At 73.5% G+C, this 18726-nt stretch carries 15 protein-coding genes; 2 read left to right on the top strand and 13 right to left on the bottom strand.

Annotated features, from left to right (window positions below):
* Positions 1-237: 237 nt before the first annotated feature.
* The 7 genes from ASE20_RS22845 to ASE20_RS22815 form a co-directional block, all read right to left on the bottom strand.
* Entirely contained in the window at positions 238-1479 is a 1242-nt protein-coding gene (locus ASE20_RS22845; protein WP_056896863.1) for a hypothetical protein, read from the bottom strand.
* A gap of 53 nt (positions 1480-1532) precedes the next feature.
* Positions 1533-2651: an XdhC family protein gene (locus tag ASE20_RS22840; protein WP_056896862.1), complete on the bottom strand. Its 1119-nt coding sequence runs from the start codon at positions 2649-2651 to the stop codon at positions 1533-1535.
* A complete protein-coding gene (locus ASE20_RS22835; RefSeq protein ID WP_200952917.1) occupies positions 2644-3765 on the bottom strand; it encodes a vWA domain-containing protein in 1122 nt (373 codons plus the stop codon). The genes ASE20_RS22840 and ASE20_RS22835 overlap by 8 nt, the downstream gene beginning before the upstream one ends.
* Positions 3762-4640, bottom strand: a complete 879-nt coding sequence (locus tag ASE20_RS22830) for an AAA family ATPase (RefSeq protein WP_056896861.1) — start codon at positions 4638-4640, stop codon at positions 3762-3764. Before ASE20_RS22830 ends, ASE20_RS22835 begins: the two co-directional genes overlap by 4 nt.
* A gap of 118 nt (positions 4641-4758) precedes the next feature.
* Complete coding sequence (locus ASE20_RS22825; RefSeq protein ID WP_056896860.1) at positions 4759-5310, bottom strand: NTP transferase domain-containing protein; 552 nt, start codon at positions 5308-5310, stop codon at positions 4759-4761.
* A gap of 261 nt (positions 5311-5571) precedes the next feature.
* The gene (locus ASE20_RS22820; protein ID WP_056896859.1) at positions 5572-7287 is read right to left on the bottom strand and encodes a GMC oxidoreductase; all 1716 of its coding nucleotides are present in this window, start codon (positions 7285-7287) and stop codon (positions 5572-5574) included.
* A 3-nt stretch (positions 7288-7290) separates the two neighbouring features.
* On the bottom strand, positions 7291-8919 hold the full coding sequence (locus ASE20_RS22815; protein ID WP_056896858.1) for a succinic semialdehyde dehydrogenase: 1629 nt from the start codon (positions 8917-8919) through the stop codon (positions 7291-7293).
* 191 nt (positions 8920-9110) lie between these two features.
* Here ASE20_RS22815 and ASE20_RS22810 point away from each other — a divergent pair, with 191 nt between their 5' ends.
* Together ASE20_RS22810 and ASE20_RS22805 are read left to right on the top strand one after the other, a co-directional pair.
* Positions 9111-9488, top strand: a complete 378-nt coding sequence (locus ASE20_RS22810; RefSeq protein WP_056896857.1) for a cupin domain-containing protein — start codon at positions 9111-9113, stop codon at positions 9486-9488.
* A 34-nt stretch (positions 9489-9522) separates the two neighbouring features.
* Positions 9523-12522, top strand: a complete 3000-nt coding sequence (locus ASE20_RS22805; RefSeq protein ID WP_056896856.1) for an ATP-binding protein — start codon at positions 9523-9525, stop codon at positions 12520-12522.
* Here the strand turns inward: ASE20_RS22805 and ASE20_RS22800 are convergent.
* From ASE20_RS22800 to ASE20_RS22775, 6 genes are all read right to left on the bottom strand, one after another.
* The gene (locus ASE20_RS22800) at positions 12509-13261 is read right to left on the bottom strand and encodes a class I SAM-dependent methyltransferase (protein WP_056896855.1); all 753 of its coding nucleotides are present in this window, start codon (positions 13259-13261) and stop codon (positions 12509-12511) included. The genes ASE20_RS22805 and ASE20_RS22800 overlap by 14 nt on opposite strands.
* A complete protein-coding gene (locus ASE20_RS22795) occupies positions 13258-14247 on the bottom strand; it encodes a hypothetical protein (protein ID WP_056896854.1) in 990 nt (329 codons plus the stop codon). Before ASE20_RS22795 ends, ASE20_RS22800 begins: the two co-directional genes overlap by 4 nt.
* Complete coding sequence (locus tag ASE20_RS22790) at positions 14240-14626, bottom strand: hypothetical protein (protein ID WP_056896853.1); 387 nt, start codon at positions 14624-14626, stop codon at positions 14240-14242. Before ASE20_RS22790 ends, ASE20_RS22795 begins: the two co-directional genes overlap by 8 nt.
* Before the next feature lie 200 nt (positions 14627-14826).
* The gene (locus ASE20_RS22785) at positions 14827-16281 is read right to left on the bottom strand and encodes an aldehyde dehydrogenase (protein WP_056896852.1); all 1455 of its coding nucleotides are present in this window, start codon (positions 16279-16281) and stop codon (positions 14827-14829) included.
* A gap of 20 nt (positions 16282-16301) precedes the next feature.
* Positions 16302-17492, bottom strand: coding sequence for a hypothetical protein (locus tag ASE20_RS22780; protein WP_056896851.1), 1191 nt, complete (start codon positions 17490-17492; stop codon positions 16302-16304).
* Positions 17489-18637 (bottom strand): phosphotransferase family protein, encoded by a 1149-nt coding sequence (locus tag ASE20_RS22775; protein ID WP_200952916.1) that lies wholly within the window; start codon positions 18635-18637, stop codon positions 17489-17491. The genes ASE20_RS22780 and ASE20_RS22775 overlap by 4 nt, the downstream gene beginning before the upstream one ends.
* Between the last annotated feature and the right edge of the window lie 89 nt (positions 18638-18726).

Below are 18726 nucleotides of genomic sequence, written 5' to 3'. Positions count from 1 at the left end.
CCAGTTCTCTGCACCATCCACAGGGGTCTCGAGACGGTCGCTGCGCGACCTCCTCGACCAACGAAGAACCCCGCTCGGACCGCACCCGACGAGCGAACCCAGCCCCGCTCCCAGCTCCCTCGTCGCTGCCGCTTGAGAACCCGACCACCGACCGACCCAAGCCCTCCGGCAAGTCCCAGCACCACGGCCAGAGGTTTCGAGGCTCGCTGCGCTCGCACCTCAACCACCGAGCTGAGGTCAGGCGTCCGCGATCGCCAACCGCGCCTTGAGCAGCGGTACGGCGGAGTGGTGCGCCCGCCCCTCCGCGTCCAGCCGCAGCAGGCAGGCCTCCAGCACCGCCGTGTCGTAGGGCGCCCGCTCGATGTAGTCGAGGACGGCGTCGGGCTGGGGGTCGGCGAGGAGGGCCTCGCGGACGGCGACGGCGACGTACTCCCCCATCTCGACGAGGGCGGGGCTCTCGGTGCCGGGGAGGAGGTCGCCGCCGTAGGCCTCGACGGCGTGGGCGACCTCGCCGCGGCGGAGCAGGCCGAGGACGTGGTCGACGTCGGTGGCGATGGGCATGAGGAGCCGGTAGGGGCGGGAGGCGAGCTGGCCGGCGAGGGCCTGGCGGAGGTGGGAGACCTCGGCCTTCAGCGTCGAGAAGGTGACGGCGTGGTCGCCGTAGAGCATGGCGTGGAGCTGGTCGAGGGAGAGGCCGTCGGGGTGGAGGGCGAGGAGGGCGAGGATCTCGGTCTGGCGGCGGTTCAGCAGCAATCGCCGGCCGTCGACGTGGGCCTCGGCGGTGCCGAGCAGGCTGAGGACGAGCCCGGGCTCGACGAGCTCGTCGCCGGGCTCGGCCTCGCGGACGTACTGCTGGGTGCGGGGCAGCGCCTGCTCGACGAGGCGGGCCAGGACGCGGGCCGTGGCGAGACCGATCGGGTGGGTGCGCTCCCAGGTCGTGGAGATGTCGAGGACGCCGAGCTTGGCGCCGCTGACCGGGTCGTGGAGCGGCGCTGCCCAGCAGACCCAGTTGTGGACGATCGGCGCGTAGTGCTCGGCGCTGAACACCATCGCCGGGCGGTCGAGCCGGTTGGCGAGGTCGAGGGCGTTGGTGCCGACCGACCGGTCGTCCCAGCGCCCGCCCATCACGAAGTTCACGCTCTCGGCCTTGCGGCGCATGACCCGGCCGCCGTAGGTCCACAGGACGCGGGTGTCGGGGTCGGTGACGGCGAGGACCAGGTCGCCGTCCTCAGCGGTACGACGCAGCTCCTCCTCGACCCGCTCGACCGCGACCTGGAGGGGCGAGCCCTGCCAGAACGACCGGGTCTCCGACTCGTCGGCCAGCGGGGCGTGCCCGACGTCGCGGGCGACCGAGGCACCGGAGCGCTCCCAGCTGTCGCGGATCTCGGGCCGCACGCGGGGCGCCGCCCGGTCGCCGTCCTCGACGAAGGTGGTCCAGGCCGAGAGTGCCGCTCGGCGCCGCTCCAGGAGCTCGTCCATGTCCAGCACAGTACTCCCGGGGTGTGACGGCGCTCACTCCCCTCCGGAGGTGGTCAGGCGTGGATCCGGCCGGCCCGCTCGGCGAGCGGCTCCCCCGAGCCGCCCCAGCGACCCGCGACGATCTCGGCGGCGATGCTGATCGCCGTCTCCTCGGGCGTCCGCGCGCCGAGGTCGAGGCCGATCGGGCTGTGCAGGCGGGCCAGCTCCTCCTCGCCCAGGCCCGCCTCGCGGAGGCGGTCGGTGCGGTCGTCGTGGGTACGACGCGAGCCCATCGCGCCGACGTAACCGACGGCGGGCAGGCGCAGCGCCACCTCGAGCAGCGGGACGTCGAACTTCGGGTCGTGCGTCAGCACGGTGATGACCGTGCGCCCGTCGATCCGGCCGGCCTCCTGCTCGGCGGCGAGGTAGCGGTGCGGCCAGTCGACGACGACCTCGTCGGCGCCGGGGAACCGGCTGGTGGTGGCGAAGACCGGGCGGGCGTCGCACACGGTGACGCGGTAGCCGAGGAAGGCCCCGACGCGGGCGACGGCAGCGGCGAAGTCGATCGCACCGAAGACCAGCATCCGCGGCGCCGGGGCGAAGGCCCACACGAAGACCCGCATGCCCTCGCCGCGGCGCTCTCCGTCGGGGCCGTAGGAGAGCGTGCCGTGGTGGCCGGAGGCGAGCAGCCCGAGCGCGTCGTCGCGGACCGCGTCGTCGATCCGGTCACTGCCGAGGCTGCCGGTCGCCGCGGTGTCGGGACGGACGACCACCCGCCGGCCGACGTACGACGGGTCGGGGTGCTCGACGACGGTGGCCACCGCGACCGGACGGCCGGCGTCGATGTCGGCGGCGATCTCGCCGAGCTCGGGGAAGGTCTCGCGACTGACCTTCTCGACGTACACGTCGAGGATGCCTCCGCAGGTGAGGCCGACGGCGAAGGCGTCGTCGTCGGAGACGCCGTAGCGGTGCAGCTGGGGCACCCCCGAGCCGGTGACCTCCTGGGCCAGGTCGTAGACGGCGCCCTCGACACAGCCGCCGGAGACCGAGCCGACCGCGGACGCGTCGGGCCCCACCAGCATCGAGGCGCCCGGCGGACGTGGTGCGGAACGGAAGGTCGCGACGACCGTACCCATGCCGACGGTCTCGCCGGCCTCCCACCAGGCGAGCAGCTGGGGCAGCACCTCACGCACGGGCCAACACCTCCGTCAGCTCGGCGAAGGTCGCCAGCGAGTGGCCGGCGAGGAAGTGGTCCACGTGCGGCAGGACCGCGACGATGCCCTGCTGGACGGGGGCGTAGCCGTCCTTGCCGCGGTGCGGGTTCACCCACACGACCGTGTGTGCGAGCCGGTGCAGCCGGGCCGCCTGCTCGCCGAGCAGCTGGGGGTCGCCCCGCTCCCAGCCGTCGCTGAACACCACGACGACGGCCCCCCGCGCCATGCCCCGCTGCCCGTGACGGTCGAGGAAGGCCTGCAGCGTCTCGCCGAGTCGGGTCCCGCCCGACCAGTCCGGTACGACGTCGCCGGCCGCCGCGATCGCGCGGTCGGGGTCGCGCCGGTGCAGGGCCCGGGTCAGGTGGGTGAGGCGGGTGCCGAGGCTGAACACCTCGACGCCGGGGCCCGCCGCGACGATCCGGTGCGCGAGGCGCAGCAGCGCGTCGGCGTACCCGCCCATGGAGCCGGACACGTCGACGAGCAGGACCACTCGCCGCGGCCGGGTCGTCCGGCGACGGTGGTGGATCCGGTCGGGCTCCCCCATCCGGCGCAGGCTCGCGCGCAGGGTGCGGGAGGCGTCGACGGCGCCCCTCCGGTGAGGGGTACGGCGTGCAGTGGCCCGTCGCGGCAGCCGCACCGGGAGCGAGGCGAACATCCCCGCGAGCAGGGCGCGCTCGGTCGGGTCGAGGGTCGCGACGTCGCGGTGGCGCAGGATCTCGACGGCGCTGGCGGCCGCACGGATGGGGTCGTCGTCGGGCTCCGGCCCGCTGGTCCCGTCGACCTGGGCGTCGGGCAGCAGGCTGACGCCGGGCCGTTGCTGCACGCCGCGGGGGCGCAGGGTCGGCGCGGTGTTGTCGCGGTGGAACCACTCGTCGAAGACCCGGTCGTGGCGCTCGATGTCCTCGCGGGTGCCGCACAGCGTGGCCCGGCCGGCGTTCCTCGTGGCGTCGCGGTCGCCGAGGCCGACGAGGGCGACCGCGTCGAGGTAGGAGCGGGTGCGGTCCTGGGTGACCGGCACCCCGGCGGCGCGCAGCGCGGTGGCGAACCCGAGGAGGATCTCGTCGGGCTCCCGCATGGCGACGGCAGCGGTCATCGGGTCAGCATCCGGTCGAGGGCGGCGCGCACCCGCTCGGCGTCGTCGCGGTACTTCACCAGCGCACCCAGCGTCCGCGCCGCGGTCTCGACATCGAGGTCGACCGTGCCGAGGTGGTGCAGCGCCCGGGCCCAGTCGAGCGTCTCGGCGACACCGGGCGGCTTGAGCAGCTCGGTGCCGGCCCGCAGCTGCTGGACGACCTCGACCACCTGGCGCGCCAGCTCGGCGCTCACCTCGGGCGCGCGCGAACGCACGATCGCGACCTCGCGCTCGAGCCCGGGGTGGTCGATCCAGTGGTAGAGGCAGCGGCGCTTGAGGGCGTCGTGGAGCTCGCGGGTCCGGTTCGAGGTGAGCACCACCGTCGGCGGCGTCGCGGCCTGGACGGTCCCGAGCTCGGGGATCGTCACCTGGAAGGTGGAGAGCACCTCGAGCAGGAAGGCCTCGAACTCGTCGTCGGCCCGGTCGACCTCGTCGACCAGGAGCACCGCGGGGCTGCGCTGGAGCGCCGCGAGCACCGGACGCGCCAGGAGGAAGCGCTCGTCGTACAGGCTCTTCTCGGCCTCCTCGACGTCCCCGCGCTCGCCGCCCGACAGTGCCTCGAGCGCGCGCAGGTGGAGGATCTGGCGCGGGAAGTCCCAGTCGTAGAGCGCTTGGGTCGCGTCGATGCCCTCGTAGCACTGCAACCGGATCAACGGCCGGTCGAGCGCCTCCGCGATCGCCTCGGCCAGCGCGGTCTTGCCGGTGCCCGGCTCACCCTCGAGCAGCAGCGGCCGCCCCATCTCGAGCGAGAGGAAGAGCACCGTCGCGAGGTCGTCGTCGCAGAGGTACCCGGTCTCGCCCAACCGGCGGGCCAGCTCGGCGACACGGGTGTCCATGCACCAAGGCTAGGCGGGGTTCGTTGGTCCCAGGTTGGCAACCTCTGACGAAAATCAGCGCGGCATGTACAGGCTGCGCAGAACGGCACGGCTCGCCAGGTAGCCCGGCACCGCCCCATCATCGCCGATCGACGTCGGTGCCCGTGGCGAGATCACCGCACTCGACGAGGGCGGTGATGTGGGTGGCGAGGTACTCGCGTGCGCCCCTGTCCCCGATCGCGGCCGCCCGCACGCCGTCCCAGTGGTCGCGGCCGATCAGGACCGGGTGGCCCGGTCGCCCGTCGTACGACGCCCGGGCAAGGGCGTCGTGCGCGTCGCCCCCGGAGGCGAGGACGCGCGCGACCGCCGCCGCGGGGACGTCGGGCAGGTCGACCAGGTGCACCAGCGCCGCCTCGGTCACGACCGCCGCGAGGCCGGCGACCAGCGAGGCGCCCATCCCCTCGGCCCAGTCCGCCGAGCGGACCGCGGTCACGCCGGCCATGCCGTCGAGCAGCGGGGCGGCGTCGTCGGCACCCGCCCCGAGCACCACCACGACCTGCGGGCAGCCGCCGTCGAGGAGCACCTGCGCCGACCGGCTCAGCCACGGGCCGTCGTCGTCGCGGACCAGCGCCTTGGGCATGCCCATGCGGCGGCCGGCGCCGGCGGCGAGGAGGAGCCCGGTGACGGTCATGGCCCGACCCTGCCACAGGAATCCGGGTGAAAACGCACCAGGACCCGGCCGGGGAGGGAGGGTGGCCGGGTCCTGATTGTCCACGCAGCTGATGGACAGTGCCTGGACCGAGCCCGGGCTTCGGGAGGGAGCGTGATTCCCGGGCTCGCTCAGTTCAACGAGGGGACAACGGGCGGGTTACGCCGCCGGGTGACAACTTGCTCCAAAACTTCTGGGGCGGTCCCGGTGGTCCGGAACCGCCCCAGGGGACACTTCAGCCCCTCAGCTCACACCCACGATGGGCAGGCGCAGCGCCGCCGGCGCATCGTCCGGTACGACGGGCGCCTGCGGCGCCACCGGGTCGATCCGCTGGTAGGCCTCGCCGAGGGCCGGCCGGCTGTCGGTCGTGCCCTTGTTGGGCCAGTAGGCCATCGCCCGCTCGGCCTGGGCGGTGATCGTCAGCGACGGGTTCACGCCCAGGTTCGCGGAGATGGTCGAGCCGTCGACGATGTGCAGGCCCGGGTGGCCGAAGACGCGCTGGTAGCCGTCGACGACGCCCGACTCGGGGCTGTCGCCGATCGTGCAACCGCCGATGAAGTGGGCGGTCAGCGGCCGGTTGAACGGCTCACCGATCGTGCCGCCGGCGGTGCCGCCGCCCATCACGTCGGCCATCCGTCGTACGGCGTCGTTGGCGGCGGGGATCCAGGTCGGGTTCGGCTCGCCGTGGCCCTGCTTCGACGACAGGATCCACTTGCCCGCGACCCGGCGCGGGAAGGTGGTGATCGAGTTGTCGACCGACTGCATGACCAGCGCGATGACGACCCGCTCCGACCAGTGCTTCACGTCGTAGAGGTCCCGGACGCGCGAGCGCTCCTTCCACAGCTCCTTGAGCCACACCTTCCAGCGCGGCTGGTCGCCGTCACCGTCGGTGAGCACGGTCTGCATCAGCGACATCGCGTTGCTGCCCTTGCCGTAGCGCACCGGCTCGATGTGGGTGTGCTCGTCGGGGTGCCACGAGGAGGTGATCGCCACGCCCTCGGTGTAGTCGACGTCGGCGCCCTCGGGCGCGATCGCGCCGAGGATCGACTCCGAGTTGGTGCGGGTCAGGTGCCCGATCCGGTCGGAGATGTTCGGCAGGTCGCCCTCGGCCTTGAGCCGGTGGAGCAGCTTCTGGGTGCCGAGCGCCGCGGCGGAGAAGACCACCTGCTCCGCGGTGAACGTCTTGACCGCGGTACGACGGGAGAGCTTCGCCTTCGTCCAGCGGGTGTCGACCTGGTAGCCGCCCCCGGCCAGCGGGCGGACCCGGGTCACCGTGGTCAGCGGGTGCACCTCGGCGCCGTTCTGCTCGGCGAGGTAGAGGTAGTTCTTGACCAGGGTGTTCTTCGCGTTGTGCCGGCACCCGGTCATGCACTCGCCGCAGTTGAGGCAGGTGTTGCGCTTCGGGCCGACGCCGCCGAAGTACGGGTCCTCGACCGCGTCGCCGGCCGCCTGCGAGGGACCGCCGAAGAAGACGCCGACCGGGGTGTGGTGGAAGGTGTCGCCGACGCCCATCTGGTCGGCGACCTTCTTCATCACCTCGTCGGACGGCGTCATCCGCGGGTACTCGACGACGCCCAGCATCCGCTTGGCCTGGTCGTAGTAGGGCGCCAGCTCCGACTTCCAGTCGGTGATGTGGGCCCACGACGGGTCCTTGTAGAAGGGCTCGAGCGGCTCGTAGAGCGTGTTGGCGTAGACGAGCGAGCCACCGCCCACGCCGGCACCGGCGAGGATCAGGCAGTCCTTGACCATGTCGATGCGCTGGATGCCGTAGCAGCCGGCCGACGGGGCGTAGAGGTACTTCTTCAGGTCCCAGGAGTTGTCGGCGAAGTCGGCGTCGGTGAACCGGGCGCCGGCCTCGAGCACGCCGACCCGGTAGCCCTTCTCGGTCAGCCGGAGCGCGGTGACGGAGCCGCCGAAGCCGGAGCCGATGACGAGGACGTCGTAGTCGAAGTCAGCCATGGGTCACGCCCGTCCGAGCTTGTCCATGAGCCGCAGCGAGGCGGTCATCATCTTCGCGTAGCCCTCGTCGGACATGCCGAACATCGGGCCGAAGCGGAGCAGGCGCTGGGTGCCGACCGACTGTGTCTCGGTGTAGCGGTGGATGCCCTCGCTGCCCTGGCGGCGGCCCATGCCGGACTCGCGCATGCCGCCCATCGGGGCGTCGATGCTGGCGAAGGTGGCCCCGAACGCCTCGTTGACGTTGACCGTGCCGCACTTGATCTGGCGGGCGACGGCCCGGCCGCGGTCGGTGTCGCGGGTGTAGACCGAGCCGTTGAGGCCGTAGTCGCCGTCGTTGGCGCGGGCGATCGCGTCGGCCTCGTCGTGGAAGCGGTAGATCGAGATGACCGGACCGAAGGTCTCGTTGGCGAAGCAGGTCATCTCCGGGGTGACGCCCTCGAGGATGGTCGGCTCGTAGTAGTACGGCGCCAGGTCGGGCCGCGCCTTGCCGCCGGCCAGGACGCGAGCGCCCTTGGCGACCGCGTCGTCGACGTGCGCCGAGACCGTCTCGAGCTGGTCGGCGGAGATCAGGGTGCCCATGTCGGCGTCCCAGTCCATGCTGGCGCCCAGGCTCATCGCCTTGGTCCGGGCCACGAAGCGCTCCACGAAGCGGTCGTAGACCGCGTCGGCCACGAACATCCGCTCGGTCGAGACGCACAGCTGGCCGGCGTTCGAGAAGCAGGCACGCACGGCGCCCTCGGCCGCCCGTTCGATGTCGGCGTCGCGGAGCACCAGGATCGGGTTCTTGCCGCCGAGCTCGAGCGAGCAGCCGATCAGCCGCTCGGCCGCCTGCTGGGCGATGATCTTGCCGGTCGCGGTGGAGCCGGTGAAGCAGATGTAGTCGGCGCGCTGGATGATCGGCGTGCCGAGCTGGCGGCCGGGGCCGGCGACGACCTGCCACAGGTCGCGCGGGAACCCGGCGTCCTCGAGCATCTGGGCACCGAGCAGCGCCGACAGCATGGTCTGGGCGTCGGGCTTGGTGACCACGGCGTTGCCCGCGAGCAGGGCCGGGAGGCCGTCGCACAGCGCCATCGTGAACGGGTAGTTCCACGGCGAGATGATGCCGACGACGCCCTTGGGCACGCGGTTCAGCTCGACCTTCGTCAGCACCGGGACGACACCGGGGCGGCGCTCGGTGTCGAGGTGCTTGTGGGCGGTGCGCGCGTAGTAGCGGGCGGTGAGCGCGATGTGCAGCGGCTCGTCGAAGGCGTGCTTGCGCGCCTTGCCGGACTCGAGCTGGATCAGGTCCATGATCTCGGCCTGGCGGTCGAGCACGATGTCGTGCAGGCGGTGCAGGATCCGCGCCCGCTCGTCGATCGAGACCCGCGCCCAGGCCGCCTGGGCGACGCGCGCCCGGCGGAAGGCCTCGGCCACGTCGTCCTCGCTGGACTGCGGGATGTTGGCGACCGGGGCGCCGTTGATCGGCGAGTGCACCTGGGCGGTGGTGCCCGTGGTGGCCAGGATGCGGTCGGTCAGCCGGGCGACGTACTCCGGCTCCAGGGCGTACGACGCCCGCGGGTCGTGCTCAGGATCCTTGGGGCCCTCGACGACGGGGCCCTCGGAGCCGCCGGAGCCGGAAATCGCTTCGCTCATGGGAGGAGCGTAGGTGACCGCCGTCACCGAATCTACTGATCGGTAGCAGATGTGCTGCTTTACACATCCCCGCCCCGTGTCAAGGACCGGAAAAGGGGTGCCCGGCGGCTGCAAGCCGGCTGCAAACCACCGGGCGCAGGCTCCTCCCGAGGGCGACGGACCGCGTCGCCGCCGACGCCGAGGAGAAGGCCATGAGCACCGACCAGCACCACCAGCAGCACACCGAGCAGAAGAGCTTCAGCACCCCCGACGAGACCCGCTCCTTCGAGCGGGGCGTCGCCGAGATCCTCGAGGTCGCCGGCACCCCGATCGGCCGGCTCACCCTCCAGCCCGGCTGGCGCTGGTCCGAGCACGTCAAGCCGATCGCCGGCACCGACTCCTGCGAGGCGCCGCACTTCCAGTACCACGTCAGCGGCCGGCTGGGGATCCTGATGGACGACGGCACCGAGCTGGTGGCCGGCCCCGGCGACGTCACCTCGCTCCCCCAGGGCCACGACGCCTGGGTCATCGGCGACGAGCCGGTCGTCGTCGTCGACTGGTGGGGCGCGTCGTCGTACGCGAAGCCCTGATCGCACACCGCCTCAGCGGCGTACCATCGCGACAGTGGTCAGCGCACTCGCCGTGCGTGTGCTCGGGGAACTCACGGTCGACGGCTTCGACACCGCAGTGCTGGACAGGAAGGCCCGCGGCCTGCTCCTGCTCCTCGCGCTGGCCTGCGGGCGACCGGTCCCCGTCGACGCGATCGTCGAGGGGCTCTGGGGCGACCGGCCTCCGGGCAGCCCGGCCGACCAGGTCGCCGTCCTCGCGAGCCGGGTACGACGGCTGCTGGGCCGCGAACGCGTCGAGCGCACCGACCAGGGCTACCGCCTGCACGCGGACTGGACCGACCTGACCGAGCTGGACGCGGTGGTCCACGAGGCGGAGCGCCGGCTCGCGGCGGGCGAGACCGGCGCGGCGGCCAGTGCCGCGCGGGCCGCGGTCGCCCTGCTCCGCGGGCCGGTGCCCGAGGTCCGCGCCGAGGCCGCCTGGGCCGCCGCCGAGCACGCGACGGCCACGCGGCTGGTCCAGCGGGCCCGGCGGGTCGCGGCGAGCGGCCTGCTCGCCGCCGGCGAGTGGCGCGACGCGCTGGAGCTGGCGAGTGCCGACCTCGTCGCCGACCCGCTCGACGAGCAGGCGGCCCGGACGGTGATGCGTGCCCACGTGGCCGGGGGCCGCCCCGCCCAGGCCCTCGCCGTGCACGCCGACCTGCGCGCCACCCTCGCCGACGAGCTCGGCACGGATCCCGCGGAGGAGACCGCCGTGCTGCACACGGCGATCCTGCGCGGCGACCTGCCCGTCGTCCGACCGTCGGTGCGGGTGCCGACGCTGGTCGGCCGTGACAGCCAGTTCGCGCACCTGAACTCGCTGGTCGGCCGGGCCGCCGCCGAGCACGCGCCGCGGGTCGCGCTGGTCGCCGGTGAGGCGGGGATCGGGAAGACGACGCTGCTGATGAGCTGGGCGGCCGCGCGTCGCGCCGCGGGCGACCGAGTGCTCGTCGGGACCTGCGGACCGCTGGACCGCGCCGCGCCGCTCGACGTGGTCCTCTCGGCCCTGGCAGGGCACGTGGAGGACCACGGTGTCCTGGTCGGCTCCACGGACCCTGCAGGGTCCGTCGATCCCGCGCTCGGACCCTCGGTGCTCTACGCCGAGGTGACCCGGGCACTTGCCCGGATCGCGTCCGACCGGCCGCTCGTGCTCGTGGTCGACGACGCGCACCTGGCCGGGCCGACCCTCGCCCACTGGCTGGCCTACCTGCGCCGGCGGCCGGTGCCGGTGGTCGTGGTGCTGGGCGCCCGGCCCGACGAGGGAGCCCCCCTGTCGGCCACGGATCACGTCGGCCTCGGGCCGCTGGACCGCGCGCACGTCGCCGCTCTGGTCGGCGAACGGCGTGCTGACGAGCTGCACGCACGCTCCGGCGGCCACCCGCTGTTCCTCGCCGAGCTGGCGTCGGTGCCGTCCGGGGACCTGCCCGAGTCCCTCGTCGCCGCGGTGACCGGTCGCTGCGACGACCTCGGCACCGCCGGCGAGCTGGTCCGCACCGCGGCCGTCCTCGGCGGCGACCTCGACATCGACCTGCTCGCCGGCGTCCTGGGCCGCAGCACCCTCGAGGTGCTGACCGACGCCGAGCGGGCGGTCCGCAGCGGCCTGCTGGTCGAGACCACCGGACGGCTGCGCTTCCGGCACGACCTGGTCCGCACCGCCCTCGTGTCCGGTACGACGACGGGCCGGGCCGCGCTGCTCCACCGCGAGGCCGGACGGGCGCTCGCTCGTCGCCGCGACGCCGACCCGGCCACCGTCGCCGAGCACGCCCGGATCGGTGGCGACCACGACCTCGCGGCCCGCTCGCTGCGCACGGCCGCCGCGCGCGCCGCCGAGCGCTTCGACCACGCCACGGCGGAGGAGCTGCTCGACCAGTCGCTCGCCCTCACCCCGGACGACGCCACACTGCTCGCCCGGGCCCGGGTGCGGATCCGGCGCCGGCGCTACCGGGACGCGGAGGCCGACGCGCTCGCGGCCGGCGGCGCGGGGGCGCTGCGGTGGGAGGCGGCTGCCTGGGCGGCGTACTTCGACCGCCGCTTCGACGACGCGGCGTCGTACGCCGACGACGGGGCGCTCGCCGCCGACGACGCGACCTCCCGCACCCGCTGCCTGGTCGCGTCCGGACGGATCCTGCACGCCCGCGGGGAGCTGGGCCGCGCGGGCGAGCGCCTCGACGCCGCGCTGGCCGGGGCGAGTGGGACGGACCGGCTGGAGGCGGCCGCGTGGCGCGGGGTGCTGCACGCCCACCGCAGCGAGGTCGACGACGCGCTCGCACTGCTCCGGCCGGCGACCCGGCCCGGCGTCGGGGTCGCGCACACGCCCGCCTCGCTGCACGCCCTGCTCTTCACCGGTCACACGCTCGCGGTCGCCGGCCGGGCGCGCGAGGCGCTGGCCTGCTTCGCCGACTACACGGCCGAGGTGGAGCGGCGCGACGTCCCGCGCTTCGCCGGGCGGGGCGTGAACTTCTCCGGCTGGGTGCTGCGCAACCTCGGCGACGTCGCCGCCGGCGTCGACGCCCACCAGCAGGCGGCCGACGAGGCGGTGGCGGGCGTGGTGATCCCGGAGGTGCTGGTCGCGGCGCTCGAGGACCTCGCCGAGGAACGGGTCCGCGCCGGGGACCCCGACGCGGCCGACGTCCTGCTCGAGCGGGCGCGGGCCGCGCTGGTGGGCGACCTCGTGTTCGGGTGGCGGCTGACGATGAAGCTGCAGCTGCTGCAGGTCCAGGTCCACCTGCTCCGTGAGCAGCCCGAACCGGCCCTCGCCGTCGCGACGGCGCTCGCGGCCGACGCGGCCCGCGCCGGCGTCCCCCGGTACGACGCCTGTGCCCGTCTGCTCGTCCACCGGGCCCTGCACGCGCTCGGCGAGCCCGTCGACCCGGCGGCGGCCCGGCGCGACCTCGCGGAGGTCGAGCGTGCCGTGGGGATCGAGGCGTGGTGGTGGGCCGCGAGCACCGGTGCCGCACTCGGGGACGAGCGGTGGCTGGCCCGCTCGGAGCTGCTGGCCGCGGAGCTCAGGTCGCGGTGAGGACCAGCATCGGGACGACCACCTCGGGCGCACCGGCCAGCCCGCGCTCGGCCTCGGATCGGAGCGCCTGCTGCGCGGTCTCCGGGAGTGTCGCGACGAAGGGGGCGACGTGGGCCATCCCCAGTCGCCACGCCACCAGGTCCCGCGGTGCCGAGAGCCCGGTCGCGACCTCGACCCGGCTCACCCGCACGTCGTGGTGACCGGCGGCGACGGCCAGGTCCGCCAGCCGGTCGGGGGCGCCGGCCCGGCGCTCCGGACCGTCCTTGAAGGCGGTGTACCAGTCGGGCGCGCGGTAGCCGTGCACGGCGAGGACGTCGTCGACGACCTCCTTGGCCGGGTGCGTCCACCCCTCCGCGAAGGCGGAGGCGAGCAGGGCCGGCGCGACCCGGCGCAGCTCCCGCACGCCGAGCACCGGGTCGTCGAGGTGGCCCAGGCTGAAGGCGGCGACGGTGAGGTCGAACGCGCGGTCGCGGAACGGGAGTCTCCTCAGGTCGGCGGCCACTCCTCCGGGCGCAAGGATCTCCGGCGCGAGGTCAGCGTCCACCACCCGGGCCGCCCCGCGGACCCACGCGGCGTCGCCGGCCACACCGGTCCCGGCACCGGCGTCGAGCACCACCGCTCCTCGGACCGGGACGGGAGCGTGGTCCAGCAGCACCTGGGCGAGGACGCCGTAGAGGCGCGCCGGACCCACGCGCCAGGCAGGCGCGGCGGCGTCGTAGGCCTGCCGGATCTCCTTCATCGCAGGAGGGGCGCCGCCGCGACGGCCCGCTCCTCCCACCAGGCGAGCTCGTCGTCGTACCCGCCGAGGGCCTTCTCCCAGCCGAACTGCACCAGCGCGCCGAGCAGCCCCAGCGCGAGCTGGCGGTCCCACCAGGGACCGGTGTCGAGGCCGCGACGCTCGAGCGCCGCGCGGTAGAGCTCGGCCGACGCCTCCTTGCTGACGGGCAGGCGGCGGCAGTTGATCGCGAGGTACCAGGCCAGGTCGGCGGTGCCCGCGCCCCGGCCGGGCGTCTCCCAGTCGAGCAGGAGGGTGCGGCCGGTGGCATCGGTGCCGAGGTTGTCGAGCTTCCAGTTGCCGTGGACGAAGGTCTGCGGCGTGCTCGCCAACACGTCGAGCAAGGGGCCCGGCTCGTGCACCAGCGGTACGACGACCGCCGCGGCCCGCGGCGCCACCGACTCCAGCAGCGGCCACCCCTGCGCGACCAGGCGCGGCACGAGGTGGTCCTGCCCGAGGGCGGCCTCGGCCGCCGCCATCCGGGGCGAGAGCTCGAGGTAGCGGTCGACGGCCGGCACCACGTCGATGTCCTCGGCCGTCTCCCAGAAGGCGGCGTGCAGCGCGGCGAGGTGGTCGAGGAAGCGCGCGTTCTGCTCGACCGTGATCGGGTCGTCGACCGCCGGCACGAGGTCGGAGCCGATGTCGTGCATCAGCAGTGCCGAGAGGGCCGGGCGCTCGCGGTCGTGGGCGACCGCCACGATCGGCTGCGCGATCTCCGCGGGCAGCCGGTGCAGGATGCCGCGACGCCACAGCTCGACCGTCGGGCTGCCGGGCACGCCGGCCGCCCGCAGCGACCAGTCGCGCTCGTGGTCAAGGTACTTCACGACGTACCGGCGCCCGTCGATGGTGACGCACTCGAGGACCGCGCCGGACTTGCCCGGCGCCTCCAACACGTGACGGTCCGAAGCACCGGCCAGCAGCGCGTCGACGGACTCCAGGACCTCAGGCATCTGCCGCCTCCATCTCGGCGAGCAGACCGGCGGACCAGCGGCCGCCGCACAGCACGACGTCGGCGACGATGCGGTCGTCGGCGACGGTGAGCAGGTGCACGTGGTGGGCGAGGTGCGGCACCCCGTCCTCCCACCAGGTCAGGTCGTACTCGACCACCTCGCCCCCGGACACCGGCTCCCGCCGCAGGCGCTCGAAGGAGCCCGGATCGGCGAACCACCCCCGGTAGGTCTCCCTGATCGCGTCCGCACCGGTGCGGTGGAAGCGCCAGTTCGGCACCGTGGCAGCGAGCGTGGCCCCCGGCGCCCACGCGTCGCAGTGGTCGATGTCGGCGCGCTCGATCGCATCCAGGAAGCGGTCGACGACGGCATGCTCGGTCATGGCGGGCTCCTCGGCTCGGGACTCTCTTGCGGTCCCGAGCCTGCGCGCCCAGCCTTGCAGACGGATTGCAGGAGTTTCACCGGCCGGCCGGTGTTTCTCCCGCACCTGGACGACGAAACTCACGCTTGGACGAGGAAACTTCGTCGTCCAAGCGTGAGTTTCACCGGCCGGCCGGTGAAACTCCCTCGACGCCGCGAGCGCTACATCGCGGGCGCGGAAAGGTACACCGACTTCAGCTCGGTGTACTGCCCCAGGCCCTCCGGGCCGAACTCGCGCCCGAGGCCGGAGGCCTTGAAGCCGCCGAACGGTGCCGCGAAGTCCATCGTGTAGGTGTTGATGCCGTAGGTGCCGGTGCGCACGCCGCGCGCGACCTCCAGGCCCGCCTCGGGATCGGCCGTCCACACCGTGCCCGCGAGGCCGTACTCCGAGTCGTTCGCGATCCGCACGGCGTCGGCCACGTCGACGTACGGGATCACCGAGAGGACCGGGCCGAAGATCTCCTCCTGCGCGATCCGCATCCGGTTGTCGACACCGGCGAAGACGGTGGGACGGACGTACCAACCGGTGTCCAGCCCGTCGGGCCGGCCCTCGCCGCCGGTGAGCAGCTGCGCGCCCTCGTCCTGCCCGATCCGGATGTACGACGCCACGCGCTCCTGCTGGCGCTGGGCGACCATCGGCCCGATCTCGGTCGCCGGGTCGAGCGGGTCGCCCACCTTCATCGCACCGATCGCCGACGCGAGGGCGGCTGCGAAGGCGTCGTGCCGCTCGCGGGAGACGAGCACCCGGGTCTGCGCGACGCAGGCCTGGCCGGAGTTCATCACGCCCAGGAACTTCAGGCCCTCGATCGCGGCCGCCTCGTCGGCGTCGTCGAGGATGATCGCCGCCGACTTGCCACCCAGCTCGAGCGAGACCCGCTTGAGCTGCTCACCGCAGATCGCGCCGATCTTGCGGCCCGCGGCGGTGGAGCCGGTGAAGGCGACCTTGTCGACCCCGGGGTGCCGGACCAGGTGCTCGCCGACCTCGCGGCCGCCCGCGACGATCGAGACGACCCCCTCGGGTACGCCGGCCTCGACGAGCAGCTCGGCCAGCAGGTAGGCGTCCAACGGCGTCTCGGGGGCCGGCTTCACCACGACGGTGCAGCCGGTCAGCAGGGCCGGGACCACCTTCGACAGGATCGTGAACTGCGGGACGTTCCACGGCGGGATGGCCGCGACGACGCCCACCGGCTCGTGGCGGACCACGACGTCGGCGCCGAGCGAGCCGGGCCGGGTCGCCTCCCACGGGAACTCCCGGGCGATCGCCAGGAAGGCCTCGATCTGCATCCACGGGGCCGGCGCCTGGGCGAGCGAGCTGAACGAGATCGGTGAGCCCATCTCGGTCGAGATGATCGTTGCCATCTCGTCGAGCCTGGCGGCGTACAGGCCGGAGAGGTTCTGGATGACGTCGATCCGCTCCTGCGGCGACATCCGCGGCCAGGGTCCCTCGTCGAACGCCTTGCGCGCCGCCGCCACCGCGGCGTCGATGTCGGCGGCCGAACCCTCGGGGACGCGGGCGACGACCTGCTCCGAGTGCGGAGAGACCACCTCCAGCACGGCGTCGGTGGCGGGCCTGGCCCAGGTGCCACCGATGAAGAGGGCGTCGCGGTCGAGGGTCATGGAAGTGCCTTTCCTGGGTCTCACGGGGCGAGGGTGAACCAGTCGGCGAAGCCGCTGGGGTCGTGGCGGCCGAGGGAGCCGTGCTCGAACAGGCCCCACCCCTCCGCGCCGTCGGGTACGCCGGCGCCGGGGCCGTGCACGGTCGCACGGCCCACGTGGTCGATCACGCCGAACATCACCCGTCCGGCGACGGCCGGGTCGGCCAGGTCGTAGGTGAGCCGCTCGGTGAACGCGGGGCCCTTCCACATGCCGTGGGTCCAGTCCGAGTCGCCGCCGTAGCCGCCGCCGACGTGGATCGGCACCGGCAGCAGGGACTCGACCTCGAGCACCAGCTCCGTGCCCTGCGGCGTGGTGCAGGTGATCGTGGCACCGGTCGGGACCCGCGTGTCCGAGGTGTAGCGGACCTCGACGCGCGGCCACCCGAGCTGCTCGACCCGCCCGTCCTTCCAGACCCGTGTGCAGTCGTTGAGCGTGCGGAAGCCGTCGGGGGTCTCCTGGATGATCAGCACGACACAGAACTCGTCGAAGCGCATCGGCACGTAGAGCCACCACATGCCCTCGAACGCCGGGTCGGCCGGCTTGCCGGCGGGCGCGGCCTCGCCGACCGGGCGGATGCCCCACGACCGGTCGCGGCTGCCGACCCATCGGTCGGGGGTGACCGCGATGTCGGTGCCGTCGACGTGGAGGGTGCCCTCCCAGGTGCCGACCTGCGCGAAGCGCTGCGCGTCGAGCGTCGTACCGCTGCCCTGGCGCATAACGTGCGGCAGCTCCTGCACGACCTCGAAGGAGCCCTCCCACCGCAGGTCGAGCGCGACGCCCTCGGTCTCCTCCATCACGATGCGCAGCCTGCGCATCGGCTCGGTGACCTCGATGCGGTAGTTGCCGACCTGCTGGGCCATCCGGTCGGCGCCGCGCGGGTCGGCGGCGTCGCTGAGGTGGACGGCGGTCTGCTCGCGGCGGCCCTCGACCTCGCGGCTGAGCAGGACGAAGGCGTCCTTGGTGCCGAGGTTGGGGTAGAACCCGAGGCCGGTGATCAGGAACAGGTCACCCGTGCGGTCGTGGGCGTTGAGGTAGCAGCGGTCGTAGAAGTTGCGGTCGCTGCTGCCGGCCCAGGCCACGGGACGCGGGAGCTGGTGGATCGGGAACTCGTCGAGCGGACCGAGCCCGTAGTACTCGCCGTGCAGGCCGTGCGGACTCGTGGGGTCGCTCATGCGCCGACCTCTTCGAGGAGGCGCTCGAACAGCGGGCGGTGGTGGAACACCGACTCCGGGTCCGCGGGCACCTCGATCTCACCGAAGTGGATCTGGCGGGCGCTGGTCCGCAGGAAGACGCAGCCCCAGTTCACCGCCGCGTGGAGGAGGTACCAGGTCAGGTCGCCGGTCTCGACGCCCGTGAGCTCGCGGTACGTCGCCACGACGTCGTCGGTCGCGAGGAAGTCGGGCATGCCGGGCAGCCCCAGCATGGTCGCGATCTCCTGGAAGACCTGGTGCGCGAACACCATCCACGCCAGGTCCATCTCGCGCGGGCCGAGCGTCGCCATCTCCCAGTCGAGGACGGCGACCGGCTCGAAGTCGCGGTACATCATGTTGCCGATCCGGGAGTCGCCCCAGACCAGCACCGGCTCGCCCTCGTCGGCCGGGAGGTTGGCCTCCAGCCAGTCGAGGCCGCGCTCGATCAGCGGCGAGCGGGGGCTCGCCTCCCTCGTCGTGATCGCGTAGTCGTACCAGGCCCGGGTCTTGGCGAGGTTGCGTGCGAGCGGGGTGGCGCCCTCGTGGCCCGTGACGGCCGGGTCGAGGAAGGCGAAGGTCGTCGCGGCGGCCGGGATCCCGTGCAGCTTCGCGAGCACCTCGACGCTGGTGCGCTGCAGCCTGGCCTGCTGCTCGGGCGAGGCGTCGAAGAGCCAGTTGTCACCGAACGGGTACGGCAGCACGTCCGGCGGCACCGCGCCGTCGAGCCGCTCCATCAGGAAGAACGGCGTGCCGAGCACCTCCCCCGTCGTCTCATTGAGGCCGACCGGCGGCACCGGCACGCCGGCCAGCTCACCGGCGAGGCGCATCGCGTCGTACTGGTCGGTGAGGCGGTACTCCGCGAAGACCGGCAGGTCCCCCGCCGCCGGGGCCACGCGGGCGACGTACTCCTTCGTGACCCGGCGGCCGTCCTCGGTCGCGGTGACGCCGAGCAGCACGGTCTCGCTCGACATGCCGTTGGTCTGGATGCCCTCGTGGACGGTGACCTCGGGGTCGGCACCCTCGGGGAGCACCGTGGCGAGCCAGCCGGTCAGCCGGGCGCGGACGTCGTCGGCATCGCGACTCGACCGCTGCAGGGTCATGTCGGCGGGTGGGGGCGACTGGGTCACGAGGGTCCTCCTGAGGTGGCACAAGCCTGTTAGAACGTGTTCTAACTTGTCAACGGATCGTTACGGTACCCTCGGTATCGAAAGAGGGG

Origin of the sequence: Nocardioides sp. Root240, assembly GCF_001428825.1 — a bacterium.
Taxonomy (GTDB): Bacteria; Actinomycetota; Actinomycetes; order Propionibacteriales; family Nocardioidaceae; genus Nocardioides.
The sequence above is the reverse complement of the archived record's forward strand: the minus strand, read 5'-3'. Positions and strand labels throughout refer to the sequence as shown.

Coding starts and splice junctions, on each gene's coding strand:
- ASE20_RS22845 (WP_056896863.1), bottom strand. CDS start 1,479: ATGGACGAGCTCCTGGAGCGGCGCCGAGCGGCACTCTCGGCCTGGACC.
- ASE20_RS22835 (WP_200952917.1), bottom strand. CDS start 3,765: ATGACCGCTGCCGTCGCCATGCGGGAGCCCGACGAGATCCTCCTCGGG.
- ASE20_RS22830 (WP_056896861.1), bottom strand. CDS start 4,640: ATGGACACCCGTGTCGCCGAGCTGGCCCGCCGGTTGGGCGAGACCGGG.
- ASE20_RS22825 (WP_056896860.1), bottom strand. CDS start 5,310: ATGACCGTCACCGGGCTCCTCCTCGCCGCCGGCGCCGGCCGCCGCATG.
- ASE20_RS22820 (WP_056896859.1), bottom strand. CDS start 7,287: ATGGCTGACTTCGACTACGACGTCCTCGTCATCGGCTCCGGCTTCGGC.
- ASE20_RS22815 (WP_056896858.1), bottom strand. CDS start 8,919: ATGAGCGAAGCGATTTCCGGCTCCGGCGGCTCCGAGGGCCCCGTCGTC.
- ASE20_RS22810 (WP_056896857.1), top strand. CDS start 9,111: ATGAGCACCGACCAGCACCACCAGCAGCACACCGAGCAGAAGAGCTTC.
- ASE20_RS22800 (WP_056896855.1), bottom strand. CDS start 13,261: ATGAAGGAGATCCGGCAGGCCTACGACGCCGCCGCGCCTGCCTGGCGC.
- ASE20_RS22795 (WP_056896854.1), bottom strand. CDS start 14,247: ATGCCTGAGGTCCTGGAGTCCGTCGACGCGCTGCTGGCCGGTGCTTCG.
- ASE20_RS22790 (WP_056896853.1), bottom strand. CDS start 14,626: ATGACCGAGCATGCCGTCGTCGACCGCTTCCTGGATGCGATCGAGCGC.
- ASE20_RS22785 (WP_056896852.1), bottom strand. CDS start 16,281: ATGACCCTCGACCGCGACGCCCTCTTCATCGGTGGCACCTGGGCCAGG.
- ASE20_RS22780 (WP_056896851.1), bottom strand. CDS start 17,492: ATGAGCGACCCCACGAGTCCGCACGGCCTGCACGGCGAGTACTACGGG.